The organism is Kitasatospora sp. NPDC058478, from assembly GCF_042720345.1.
Taxonomy (GTDB): Bacteria; Actinomycetota; Actinomycetes; order Streptomycetales; family Streptomycetaceae; genus Kitasatospora.
This window is the reverse complement of sequence record NZ_JBHXML010000003.1, coordinates 132,760-144,729: the sequence shown is the minus strand read 5'-3', so window position 1 is coordinate 144,729 and position 11,970 is coordinate 132,760. Positions and strand designations below refer to the sequence as shown.

The window sequence follows — 11,970 nt, the reverse complement described above, 5'->3', positions numbered from 1 at the left end:
CACCAACTCCACGAACTCCACGAACGAGACGACGTGACCGGCCAGAAAACCGGCCAGACCACCGACCAGACGGCCGACCAGACGACCGACCGGCCCGCCGAGAAGCCCCACGGCCTCCAGGCGATCTGGGCAAACACCCTGGAGCCGGTGGCCCCGCTGCCCTGGTACCGCAGGCTGTCCCTCAAGGCCGTAGTGGCGGCGACGCTGGCCGTGGGCCTCCTGGCCGCACTGGTGGTGGCCGCCGTGACAGGCGCCGGCGCCCCGCCGCGGCACCGGATCGCGCTGCCAGACCGGATCGGGGACCAGGTTCATCTGCCGGACGACGGTTCGGTCCAGACGGCACGCTCCAGCTACCAGCAGCGGATCAGGGCGCTGAGCCCGTACCGGGAGCTGACGGTGGGCGGTTACGGCACGACCGGATCGTCCAAGACCACGCTGCTGCTGGTCGGACTGACCGGGAGCTTCGCGGAGCCTCAGCGGGAACTGAACAAGTACTTCGGACGGCTGGCGGCCTCGGACGTGTTCAACGACACGGTGACGGAACGGCAGGACTACCCGACAGGCCCCCTCGGCGGCGCGTTCGAGTGTGCGGTGCTCACCTACCCGTCCACGTCCGAGACCACCTGCGTGTGGGCGGACGGCAGCACGGTCGGCATCGTCGTCGACAGCACCGGCGAGAGCTCCCCACAGGAACTGGCCGACCGCGCCCGGGACATCCGCGCAGCCGTCGAGGTCCCGGCCGAGGACTGACCCGCCGCCGAACCAGGAAGCCGCCGACGTGACCAACTGACCCGGAGTCACGCCCGTCCGGGTCGGTCTTCACCCTCAGCACGAATCAGGGCGCGAACCCGGACAATTCCCAGGCCAGGAATACGGGCGAAATCGCCGAAAAGAAAAGGTGGAGATAGGAATCGAACCCATCTAAACGGCCCTGCAAGCCGTCGCCTCGCCACTCAGCCACTCCACCGCGGCAACGAGGGAAACATTACACGAGCATGAACGGGGATTCCCCGGCGACGCGGATCTTTCACTCCAGAAGGCTCTTAATGCGTCTAGTGCTATTTCTCTCGACATGGTGTCGACAGGGTCCGGCGGGCCAGCGCGGAAAAGTCACGGTGCGCTAGCCTGTGCCGATATCTCCGACCCGATGGGATTTCACTGATGGCCGTCGAGGAATCATGGTTCACCCGTACCACGGAGCTGCGTTGTGGAACCGCTGCGAACCGGTGCCAGTACAAGAGCCTCCCCCTGCGCGACCTTCCCCCGCTCGGTGTCGTGCGCCGCGCGCGGATCGTCCGCGAAGGCCTGCGTGAGCGCCGCGCCGCCGTCCCGACGCCCGGCCGGCCCTCCCGCTTCACCGAGGGGGACTGGGTCCGGGTGAAGGACGAGGCCACGGTGCGCGCCACCCTCGACGCCAAGGACCGCCATCGCGGCCTGTGGTTCACCCGCAGCCAGTGGTCGTTCTGCGGCGGCGTCTACCAGGTCGAACGCATCGTGCGCCGCATGATCGACGACCACTACCGGGTGCGGCGCCTGTCCGGCACCGTCGCCCTGGCCGGCGCCACCTGCCACGGCGCCGACGGGGCCCAGGGCTGCGGACTGGACTGCGCCCTGCTGTTCCGCGACGAATGGCTGGAGCCCGCCCCCGCGCCGGTCCCCGCCGCCCGGCCCGCCGCCCTCTGGGCGACCGTGCGCAGCCTCCCGGAGATCCGCGCCACCCTCGACCCCGACGGGCGACTGGACGGCGTCCCCTTCCAGCCGGGCATGGAGCTCCACGCCGACACCCGCCACAGCGCCACCGAACTGCGCCACCGGTCCCTCGCCTGGTGGCAGCACCCCACCAAGGGCCGCTGGTTCATCCTCAACGGCCTGCGCTGCGGCGGCGAACCGCTCGCCACCGGCTGCGACCGCCGCTGCGCCCTGCTGTGGCACGAGTCCTGGCTGCATCTGGAACCCGCCACCACCACCCACTGACCTCCCGCCACCACCCACCGCCCGCCGACCTGCCGGGCACCGCACTCCGCGGTGCCAGGCAGGTTTTCGTCTCCGGCAGGTCCTCGTCGACCGTCAGCGCCGGCCGTCGGCGCCGCCGGCCGTCAGCGCCGCCAGCGGTCGCGCACCAGCTTCGCCGCCAGGTGCAGCGGCCCGTCCCGGTCACCGACGTAGCAGCGGGGAAGCGCGTACACCCCGCTGTGGACCCCGGGGCTGACCGCGCACCCGTACCCGTAGCCGGCTTGTGCCACCGCCTCCACCGCGGCGGCGTCGAGCGAACCGTAGGGGTAGCAGAATCCCTCGACCTCCTGCCCCGTGAGGTCCTCCAGCACGCGGCGGCTGTCGGCGACCTGGGCCGCCAGCTCCCGCGCGCCCAGGCCCGCCAGCCGCCGGTGCGTCAGCCCGTGCGAGCCGATCTCCAGCCCGGCGGCGGCGGCCTCGTGGACCTGGCACGCCGTCATCAGCGGCTTGCGCGGGCCCTGCCGGTCCCAGTCGTTGTATCCGCCCAGCCGGTCGGCCACCACGTAGACCGTCGCCGTGAAGCCGTACTCCGCCAGCGCGGGCATGGCCTCCTCCACGAAGTCGCGGTATCCGTCGTCGAAACTCAGCCCGACCATGCCCGCCGCGCTGCCGCCCCGGTGCGAGCGCATCAGGGCGCCGACCGACACCCCGCGCAGCCCGCGGGCGGACAGCCAGCGCAGCTGGCGGCGAAAGCGCGCAGGGTCGACGGTAATCAGATAGGGATCCTCACTCGTTGACGCCACCGAGTGGTACATCAGCGTCCACGGAAAACGCGCCGCACCTCCACCGGCCGATTCTTCCGGGCTGTTGCGTGGTCGAATGATTCGCATGTTCTGCTCCAGCTGTCCGGCGGCACCGCCTGTGCAGGTGGCCTTCAGGGAAATTGCATTCTGGCAGCGTCGAACCCGGCTTCCATTCGCGCCAGGCGACTCCGCCCCATTTCACCCGGATGCCAGCCCAGAAGTCGCCCGACGAGTGCCCGGCCCGCACGGCCCGAATACCGGTTCCACCCCGTCCGGCACCGGCCGGCGTTTCACCTGGCCGCGACGGCGGCCGGTGCCCATGCGGCGGCTCTGGCGGCAGCGAGCGAGGCCCGGACCCGCGCTGCTCCTGCGGAGGTGATTCCCGTCGTGCGGCTGTCGCCCGCAGGACGGCTGACGAGGCCCGCACACGCGCGGCAGATGCCGGGTTGAGGGACAGGGTCGTGGCACTGGGCGCACTCGGCGTAGCAGGCCGCTGCGGGCCGTACAGCGGCCCGGTCGGGCGGCATCTTGCGCTCCAGGCGGTAGCGGAGCACCGCGACCGCCGAGTGCACCGGGGCGGGCAGGCCCGGCAGCAGGGCTTGGGCGAGGTCGGCGGCTGTACTGCCACGTTCGAGCCATTGGGCGACCAGGGGTGCGAGTTCACGTGCTTCGGCCTCGCCCAGGCGCAGGCGCGGTTCGGGACGGATGACCCGGAACAGGGTGGCGACCGCCTCGCGGAGCTGTTCGTCCGGCGCGTCGTCTTCGGAGTCCCCCTCCCGCCCTTCCGTCCCCGGGGTGGTGACGGGCTCTCCGGACTGCCGGGAGGGGAGGGAGGGTTCTTTCGCCGGGTTCTTTACCAGGGCGTCAGCGCCGCCGGTGGTCGCCTCACCGGGCGCCGGGCGGGTGGTACCCGGCGGCATCAGCTGTGGGGTGTCGTAGACGTGGGTCTCGGTGATGATCGTGCCGTCGGGCATGCGGATCTTCTCGACCCGGTAGAAGCCCGCCTCGGTCAGTTCCTTGAGCGCCTTGCGGATGGCGCCGCGCCCCTGGGGGCTGGTGTCGGCCATGTGCCGACCGTCCTCGCGCCAGCCGTCCGGGCGGGAGAGGAGGTCGGCGAGCAGACCGCGAGCGGTGTAGGACAGCCGCCGGTACTGGAGCATGGTGTTGGGCAGCACGGTGAAATCGCGCACGTGGGCGCTACGATGGACACGCATCGGGAGGTTCGCTCCTGTTGCCGGACCCCGGAGCGTTGCCGCGCTGCCGGGGTCACCTATTTGTGGTTAGGCCACGGAACGTACCACAACTACCTGACACACCAAGCGCGTTGACGCCAGCGGCCGGATCATATTCAAATCCTCCCGCCGACGGCCGGCACAAAGTGCGGCCAAGACCCCGCAAGCACCCGGTCAGCGCCGGCGGCCGAGCAGCTCGGCGGTCTCGGCGCGCCGGTTCCAGGCGATGACGGCCAGCGGCACCATGAAGATGAACGGGGTCCCGGCGTTCTCACCGTGCATCGCGGTGAGCTGGGTGACGAACGCGAACACCAGGAAGACGATCAGCGCCGTGGCTGCCGGCCCGGCCAGCCGGCGGACCAGCAGGCCGACCGCTCCGGCCAGCTCCACCAGCCCGGTCAGGTACATGAACCAGTGGCCCACACCCATGGCGTCGAAGACGGTCGTGGCGGCGGGGATCGCGAGCAGCTTGGGCAGCGCGCTGGCCAAGGCGAAGAAGAGCGCGAGCAGGATCCGCAGCGTCCAGACCACCCGGATCACGGCCTTGCTGGAACTCGCGGCCGTGGTGGTGGTGCTGGTGGAAGTGGTAGTGGCGGTAGCGGTGCTGGACATCTCAGGTCTCCCCGGTCGGCTGTCGTTGCTTTCCCAGGTATGACCGCCACCACCGCCCGAACTCATCGGTCCCGGAAGAAAAATTTTCCGGCAGCCCCAACTCCAGTGCCAGCAGCCCGCCGACGGCCTGCCGACAGCCCGCCAACAGCCCGCCGACAGCCTGCCGACGGTCCACCGCCCGCCGATCAGCCCCGCCCGATCGCCCTCGACCGCTTCGCCGAACTCAGGGTGAGCCGCCGCGTCGGCGGCCGGTTCGGCCACTGCGGCGTTGACCGTCAACGACGAGTGCGCGCAGAGCACACTGCGGAACCGCACGGCAACTACGGTTCCTGCACGGCCAGAAGGTCGAGTCCGCGGAATCCCCGGTGGCCACCCCGGCACGTTCGCCTGGGGAGGGGGCCGAGGGATCCTCAGCGAAAGGAAGCCCGAAGTGCACCGGACAACTGCGCACCAGCTGCGACGGACGACGGCGTTGCGCCGGATCGGGATCGGGTCGGGCCGGGTCAGGAACGTGATCGCGGCCACGCTGACCGGAGGCGTCCTGCTCCTGGCCGCCCCGGCCCCCGCCGGGGCGGTGGAACTGGACTGGCGGGGCGTCGGGGTCAGCAGCCTGTCCTACATGAAGACGGTGACGGTCAACGGCAACACCTACGACGTCACCAGGGGCCTCGACAACGGAATCTGGTTCCGGTTCAACAACGGTGCCTGGCAGCCGCTGGGCGGCTTCCAGGCCCAGAGCTACTACTCCCCCGCCATCGTGCAGTGGCAGGACCGTGTCATGGTCGCCCACCAAGGGGTGGACAACCAGATCTACTGGACCGCCGTGCAGAACCCGTCCGCGAACCAGTGGGAACCGTGGCACCGCATCGAGGGCGACGCCGCCGCCTGGGGCGGCATCTCCTTGGAGAGCCTGGGCAGCACGGTGCTCTTCGACTGGGCGGACGTCAACGGCCTCTACCGGATCACCAGCGTGCACACCCGCCCGGACGGCACCCGCTCGCAGACCGCGATCAGCTTCCCCAACAGCCAGTGGCACGTGGGGCCGCAGGGAAGCGGCACGACGGGTACCCGGCGACCGAGCCCGATCATGGCCTGGAACGAGGCGGCGGGCGGCGAGATGGAGCACATCTACCTGGTCGGAACCGACAACCACGTCTGGCAGATCTGGCGCAACCCCGCCACCGGGGCGACCGGAGCCGCGAGCCAGGTGCCGGGCGGGGCCGTGTGCATCTCCGGGGTGTCGGCCGCGCGGATGGGGTACCAGGACTACACCGTCGCCCCGGGCGACCTCCAGTACGCCAACCAGCGCCGACAGATGCTCGCCTGCATCGGGGCCGACGGCTACGTCTGGATCAACACCTCCTCCACCGGCGGTGACACCTGGGACGGGTGGCACCAGCCCGCCGGCGCCCTGGCGCCGTCGACGGACACCCCCGCGATCAACGCCACCGTCAACGAGTTCAGCATCGACATCAACTGGAACGGAGCCCGCAGCGGCCTCTTCCCCGACCACGCGATCGTCGAGAAGACGATCCGGTAGCGGGACGAGGGCACCGCGGGCGACGGCGAGGAGGCCCGGACGGCTCGCCACGTGGGGCATGGGGCGTCGGGCTGTCAGCCGATGGACTTCGCGTCGTCCGCCAGCACTTCGACGAGTCGCCGCTTGACCGCGTCGCGATGCGGGACCTGCCGAGGCGGCTGCCCCGGCTGCGGCGGGACGCCGAGGTCGGTGAGGAGGTAGAGCATCCGCAGGGTGCGCAGTGCGTTGGACACGTATGTCGGGGTGGTGCCCCGGGCCACGGCCCGGAAGTCGGCGCCGATGTCGTCGAGCCAGGCGACGGACTGGTCCGCGGTGAGCTTCGGGTTGGTGAGGGTCAGCGCGATCGCGCGGGCGAGCCGGTCGTCCTCCCGTTCGGCGTACAGGTAGTCGGTGGGCGCGAGGAGCCGCGCGGTCGCGAGGTCCAGCATCTCGACCGGCTCGACCTCGCGGTGGCGGCCGAGGGCACCGAGCAAGTCGGCGCCGTGCGCCACGGCGTGCAGCCAGCCCAGCTGCGCGTCGTGTCCGCGCAGGTCGCTCTCTGCGGGGTACCAGCGGGTGAACGCGTCCAGCCATTCCTGGCGGAGGTCGCCGCGGCTGACGATCATGTCCAGGACCAGCGGCGCGAACGTGCGGGCCTGAATCGGCGAACCGGCGGCGAAGCGGGCCGCCATGTCATCGCCCAGGCGGACCCGGCGGGCGCCGTCGATGACGTCACGCTCGATCCAGGTCCGCAACACGACGTACGGGTAGCCGTCGCGCACCTCCGGGTCCGGATCCCGCAGGCACTCCGCCAGTTCTGCGGTGAGCTCGTCCAGATCGCCGCCCGGGGGCACCGCACATGCGTCGGAGTAGATCTTGTACCAGTCAGTCACGAGCAGCGAGGCTAGCCCGCCACGGACGGCGTGACCAGCGATTATCCGGATCCGCCCACGGCGACGACCGTAACGGCAGCGGCCTCGGCCTCGGCCTGGGCCTGGGCCTCGGCCGGAACCAGGACGGGCGCGGGCGGCCGACGGCCCGTTCGCCGCCCGCGCGTCGGGTGGTCCGGATCGGGCGGCCGCGCCGTCAGCTGTCGGCGGCCTGCCGGATGAAGTCGGCCACCGCGTCCGGCCGGGACACATAGACGGCGTGGCTGCCGGACACCGCGGAGGTGCTGGCGCCGGCCCGCTCCGCCATGGCGTGCTGGGCGGGCGGCGGGATCATCCGGTCGTCGGCCGCCACCAGGTACCAGCTCGGCTTGGTGCGCCAGGCGGGCTGGGAGACGGCGCCGTTGAGGGCGTCGACGCCCCAGGGGACCTGGGAGTCGGCCATGAAGGCGGCCAGTTCGGCGGGGACGTCGGCGGCGAACGAGGCGGCGAACTCGTCCCGGTCGAGGAAGAGGAAGCCGTCCCTGGGCGGCAGGATCGGCGGCACCGGGGCGCCGGGCGCCGGGTCGGCGATCAGGCTGCCCACCGACTCGCTCTTGTCGGGGGCGAACGCGGCGATGTAGACGAGGCCCGTCACCTTCGGGTGGTTGCCCGCCTCCGTGATCACGGCGCCGCCGTAGGAGTGGCCGACCAGGACGGCCGACCCGTCGAGGCCGTCGAGGACGTGGTGGACGGCGGCGACGTCGCCCTCCAGCGACAGCGTCGGGTTCTGCACGATGCTCACCCGGAACCCGGCCCCGGTCAGCCGCTGATGCACCCCCTGCCATCCGGAGCCGTCCACGAACCCGCCGTGGACGAGGACGATGTTCTTGCGGTTTTCCTGCTCACTCATCGGTTCTCCCATCGCCGCCTGGTGCATGACGTTGCGTCAGAGCAGGTTAGTGGCGACCCCGGGCGCCCGCGTCCGTCATCCGACGTAGTTCGGGCCGAGCCGCGCCTCACACCGCACCGGACGGGACTCCACCGCACCGGACGGCACCGAACCGGGCCGGTGCACCGGAGTGGGAAGTCGGCCTGGCCGACTTCCCCTTGCAGCCCATCGCCGCCGGCCGCTACCACGACCGCTTCGAACTCCGGTACGGCCAGTGGCAGTTCGCGGAGCGTCGGGTTCGCCTCACCCTGGTCGGCGACGTGAGCCGCCACCTGCGCGTAACCCCCAATCTCACGGGACAGAACAGCTAAGCATCCGTCCGCACGACCGCTGTGAGGCTCTGCTCAGGGCTTCCGTCGGCGGGCCGCGCGGTCACCGGGTCGCTGTTGCGCCCCGCGGTGCTGGAGGTGAGCGCCCAGCCGGCGGGGTTGACCACGGCCTGGCGGGCACCGTCGTAGCTCCATCGCTGGGCCGCGGAGCCGTCGCAGGCGGCGCGCACCACCTGGCCGCCGACGGCCGCGGGTGCGGCCAGGCACTCGTTGCCCTGGGCGGTGTGCAGGCTGCCGTCGCGGGCGAGGACGAAGAGCTGGTTGGCGTTGGGCGTGGTGGCGCAGCGGTAGCTGATGGCGCCGTTGGCGCCGCCGCGGTCGAGGCAGGCGCCGTTGGCGAACCGGAGCGGCCAGCGGGCGGACTGGCCGAGGCCGAGTTCGGTGAGCAGGGTGCCGTCGGGCTGCTTCCGCTGGCGGATCATGTCGTCGCAGGCGCCGCTGGTCGAGGTGCCGGTGTTGGTGGCGGTGAGGGTGCCGCCGTTGCCGGTCATCGGGCCCCAGCGGTTCTCGGAGTACGCGTTGTCGTTGCAGGCGTAGGCGGGCCTGTTCCAGTCGAAGTACTCCACCCAGCTGTTCCAGTCGTGCTTGATCTGCTGCGACTTGGGGAGCAGGACCGAGCCGAGGACGAAGGAGGTGCCGGCGGTCTCGTCGGTGACGGTGGCCGTCACCCAGTGGGTGGCGGGGTCGATCCGGACCTGGAAGGCGTACGTGTGGCCGGTGACCGGGCGGCCCTGGTTGACGGTGCTGTTGGCGCACTGGAGGTGCTGGCCCTCGCCGGTGCTGTTCCAGCAGTGCGAGCCCTGGGTGCCGTCGGCGCCGTACGGATTCCCCAGCGCGACCCTCACCCACCCGGTCACGGTCCGCAACACATGAGGTCGCCAGGAGTGATCGGGGGCCCCGGAGATTCCACAGGCACCGATCACCCATTCGACTGATCGGTGCAGGCCGCCTCCCCGAAATGATCGTTCCGGGGCAAGCGCGCATCCTCCTCGCCGGGGCGCCCTCCCCCGGCTCTGCTCAACCACACCGAACCGTGCGAAAACCGAACGGGCGATCGACGATCGGACGCACAGCGGAGCAGCCGGGCCCGCCGCCACCCGATCGGGCCGCCTCCGGCCGCGACACGGCGCAGCGCCGCGACAACGGCGGTCCGGATGCGGAAGGCTGACGCCACCCTGCCCGGGGCCTCGCGGTGCGGCTGCCACGGCCGGCCGGAGCGACCGGAGCGACCCGAGACCGGAATGGTGGCATGACCGTTCAGGACACCCCGCCCACCGGGACCACCCGGCGCGGCGACTTCGCCGAACTGCACCGGCGCGTCTCCGACGCCGGTCTGCTGCGCCGGCGTCCCCTGTACTACGCGGGCCGGAGCGCCGCGCTGTTCGCCGCCCTGGCACTGCTCCTGGCCTGGTTCGTCGTGCTCGGCGCGAGCTGGTGGCAGCTGTGCCTCGCGCCCCTGTTCGCTTTTGTGATCGGCCAGTTGGCGCTGCTCGGGCACGACGTCGCCCACCACGCGGTGTTCGCCGGCCGGCGGGCGACCGACCTGGCGGGCATCGTGCTGGGCAACCTGGTGGTCGGCATGAGCTACGGGTGGTGGGTGAGCGACCACAACCGGCACCACGCGCACCCGAACCGTGAGGGCCACGACCCGGCCGCGGACTCCCTCCTCTTCGCCCGGACCACCGAACAGGCAGGCCACACAAGGGGGTTGAGGCGGCTCGCGGCCAGGTACCAGGCGGAGCTGTTCTTCCCGCTGCTGTCCCTCCAGGCACTCGGGCTGCTCGTCGCCACCTGCCTGACCCTGACCCGCGGCACCGTCCGGTACCCGGCCCTGGAACGCACGCTCGCCGCGCTGCACTACGCCCTGGCGGCGGCCCTGCTGGCCGTCGTCCTCGCACCGCTCCAGGCGCTGGCCTTCGCCGTGCTGTTCGGGGCGGTCCTCGGCGTGTACCTGGGGTGCATCTTCGCGCCCAACCACAAGGGCATGCCGATGACCGGCCCGGACGCGGAGCGTGCCGACTTCCTCCGCCGACAGGTGTTGCCGTCGCGCAACCTGCGGGCCGGCCGGTTCGTCCACTTCCTCTTCGGCGGCCTCGGCTACCAGATCGAGCACCACCTCTTCCCGGCCATGCCGGTGGCGGCGCTGCGCCCCGCCTCGCGCATCGTGCGCGACTACTGCGCCCAGGTCGGCGTGCCGTACAGCGAAGAGGGCCTGATCGCCTGCTTCCGGGAGATCCTGCGGGACTTGCGGGCCATCGGCCGCTCCCTCCCCGCCGACCCGGCGCAGTCGGCCCCGCCGACCCGACCGACCGACCCGGGGCTGGCCCGGCCGACCGACCCGGGGCCGACCCGGCCAACCGCCCCGGAGCCGCAGGCCGCGCCCGAAGCGGAGGCGGCGGCACGGTGAGCGGAGTCCTGTCCGGGCCGGCGGCGCGCACCGCGGACGGCCCGGCCCCCGGCGGCGAACGGCTCCGCGTCCTGATCGTCACCGAGTCCTTCGCCCCGCAGCTCAACGGTGTCGCCCACAGCGTCCTCCGGACCGCCGAACACCTCCTCGCCCGGGGCCACACCCCGGTGGTGGTGGCACCCGCCGTGCGGGCACCAGCCGCGCGGGCCGCGCGACGGCACGCAGGCGACCTGCGCCGCGACCTGCACCGCGACCTGCACCGCGAGCAGGCGTACGGCTACGAGGTGGTCCGCGTCCCGTCGGTGCCACTGCCCGGCTACCCGGAGGTGCGGGTCGCGCTCCCGGGGCGCGGGGTGGCCGACGCCATCGAGCGGCACCGCCCGCACGTGGTCCACCTGGCCAGCCCGTTCGCGCTCGGGGCGGTCGGCGCCGCGGCGGCCGACCGGGCAGGGGTCCCGTCCGTGGCGGTCTACCAGACCGATCTGGCCGCCTACGCCAGGACGTACCTGCCGGCGCTGGGCGCGGCCGGACCCCGGCTGGCCTGGTGGCGGCTGCGACGGGTGCACACCTTGGCAGCCCGGACGCTGGCACCGTCGCAGGCTTCGCTGCGCGCCCTGCTGGCGCACGGCATCCCCCGGGTCCACCTGTGGCCGCGCGGCGTCGACTGCACCCGGTTCCACCCCCGCCACCGTGACGAGACCCTGCGCCGGCGCCTCGGCCGCCCCGGAGACGTCCTGGTCGGGTACGTCGGACGCCTGGCGCCGGAGAAGCACGTCGACCGGCTGGCGGAGGTGTCCCGCATCCCGGGGGTCCGGCTGGTGGTCGTCGGAGACGGCCCGTGCCGCGCCCGGCTGGAGACCGTGCTCCCGGACGCGGTCTTCCTGGGGCTCCGGTCCGGGCACGAACTCGCCCGGCTCTACGCCTCGTTCGACGCCTTCGTCCACGCGGGGCCGTTCGAGACCTTCGGCCAGACCCTCCAGGAGGCCATGGCGAGCGGGCTGCCCGTCGTCGCCCCGGCGGCCGGCGGGCCGCTCGACCTCGTCCGCCCGGGCCACACCGGATTCCTCGTCCCGCCCGGCGCGGCGGACGGGTTCCGGGAGGCCGTCGAACGTCTCGCCCGCAACGACGAACTGCGGGCGGCGTTCGGGCGGGCGGGGCGTGCCGCGGCGACGCAGCGCAGCTGGGAGACGGTCGGCGACCTCCTCGTCGAGCACTACCGGCTCGCCCGCACCGAGACGGCCGGGCCACCCCTGCGCCGCTGAGCAGGTCGGCAGGAGAGTGCGGACCCACCCCGAAG

11 protein-coding genes and 1 tRNA gene are annotated in these 11,970 nt (G+C 72.3%); 5 read left to right on the top strand and 7 right to left on the bottom strand.

Going from position 1 to position 11,970, the window contains the following annotated elements; genetic code table 11:
- Window positions 1-33 precede the first annotated feature (33 nt).
- A complete protein-coding gene (locus tag ACFWPT_RS02820; protein ID WP_380478992.1) occupies window positions 34-750 on the top strand; it encodes a hypothetical protein in 717 nt (238 codons plus the stop codon).
- A gap of 146 nt (window positions 751-896) precedes the next feature.
- Here the strand turns inward: ACFWPT_RS02820 and ACFWPT_RS02815 are convergent.
- Window positions 897-967: transfer RNA gene (locus ACFWPT_RS02815), tRNA-Cys, on the bottom strand.
- A 194-nt stretch (window positions 968-1,161) separates the two neighbouring features.
- On the opposite strand from ACFWPT_RS02815, the gene ACFWPT_RS02810 reads away from it, so the two are divergent.
- The gene (locus ACFWPT_RS02810; RefSeq protein WP_380478990.1) at window positions 1,162-1,974 is read left to right on the top strand and encodes a hypothetical protein; all 813 of its coding nucleotides are present in this window, start codon (window positions 1,162-1,164) and stop codon (window positions 1,972-1,974) included.
- A 122-nt stretch (window positions 1,975-2,096) separates the two neighbouring features.
- On the opposite strand, the gene ACFWPT_RS02805 is transcribed toward ACFWPT_RS02810, so the two are convergent.
- The 3 genes from ACFWPT_RS02805 to ACFWPT_RS02795 form a co-directional block, all read right to left on the bottom strand.
- Window positions 2,097-2,756: a polysaccharide deacetylase family protein gene (locus ACFWPT_RS02805; RefSeq protein ID WP_208869253.1), complete on the bottom strand. Its 660-nt coding sequence runs from the start codon at window positions 2,754-2,756 to the stop codon at window positions 2,097-2,099.
- Between the two features lie 290 nt (window positions 2,757-3,046).
- Window positions 3,047-3,970, bottom strand: a complete 924-nt coding sequence (locus tag ACFWPT_RS02800; RefSeq protein ID WP_380478988.1) for a hypothetical protein — start codon at window positions 3,968-3,970, stop codon at window positions 3,047-3,049.
- A gap of 192 nt (window positions 3,971-4,162) precedes the next feature.
- The gene (locus ACFWPT_RS02795) at window positions 4,163-4,600 is read right to left on the bottom strand and encodes a DoxX family protein (protein WP_380374031.1); all 438 of its coding nucleotides are present in this window, start codon (window positions 4,598-4,600) and stop codon (window positions 4,163-4,165) included.
- Window positions 4,601-5,030: 430 nt separating this feature from the next.
- Here ACFWPT_RS02795 and ACFWPT_RS02790 point away from each other — a divergent pair, with 430 nt between their 5' ends.
- Window positions 5,031-6,140 carry a hypothetical protein gene (locus ACFWPT_RS02790; RefSeq protein WP_380478986.1) on the top strand — a complete coding sequence of 370 codons (1,110 nt, stop codon included), beginning with the start codon at window positions 5,031-5,033 and terminating at the stop codon, window positions 6,138-6,140.
- 74 nt (window positions 6,141-6,214) lie between these two features.
- Here ACFWPT_RS02790 and ACFWPT_RS02785 read toward each other — a convergent pair whose 3' ends face one another.
- The 3 genes from ACFWPT_RS02785 to ACFWPT_RS02775 all read right to left on the bottom strand — a co-directional run bounded on the left by ACFWPT_RS02785 (window position 6,215) and on the right by ACFWPT_RS02775 (window position 9,111).
- On the bottom strand, window positions 6,215-7,012 hold the full coding sequence (locus ACFWPT_RS02785) for a DUF2785 domain-containing protein (protein WP_380478984.1): 798 nt from the start codon (window positions 7,010-7,012) through the stop codon (window positions 6,215-6,217).
- A gap of 193 nt (window positions 7,013-7,205) precedes the next feature.
- Entirely contained in the window at window positions 7,206-7,898 is a 693-nt protein-coding gene (locus ACFWPT_RS02780; RefSeq protein WP_380478982.1) for an alpha/beta fold hydrolase, read from the bottom strand.
- A gap of 346 nt (window positions 7,899-8,244) precedes the next feature.
- A complete protein-coding gene (locus ACFWPT_RS02775; protein WP_380478980.1) occupies window positions 8,245-9,111 on the bottom strand; it encodes a ricin-type beta-trefoil lectin domain protein in 867 nt (288 codons plus the stop codon).
- A 404-nt stretch (window positions 9,112-9,515) separates the two neighbouring features.
- On the opposite strand from ACFWPT_RS02775, the gene ACFWPT_RS02770 reads away from it, so the two are divergent.
- Both ACFWPT_RS02770 and ACFWPT_RS02765 read left to right on the top strand, forming a co-directional pair.
- On the top strand, window positions 9,516-10,673 hold the full coding sequence (locus ACFWPT_RS02770; protein WP_380478978.1) for an acyl-CoA desaturase: 1,158 nt from the start codon (window positions 9,516-9,518) through the stop codon (window positions 10,671-10,673).
- 71 nt (window positions 10,674-10,744) lie between these two features.
- On the top strand, window positions 10,745-11,935 hold the full coding sequence (locus ACFWPT_RS02765; RefSeq protein WP_380479077.1) for a glycosyltransferase family 4 protein: 1,191 nt from the start codon (window positions 10,745-10,747) through the stop codon (window positions 11,933-11,935).
- The last annotated feature ends 35 nt before the right edge of the window (window positions 11,936-11,970 follow it).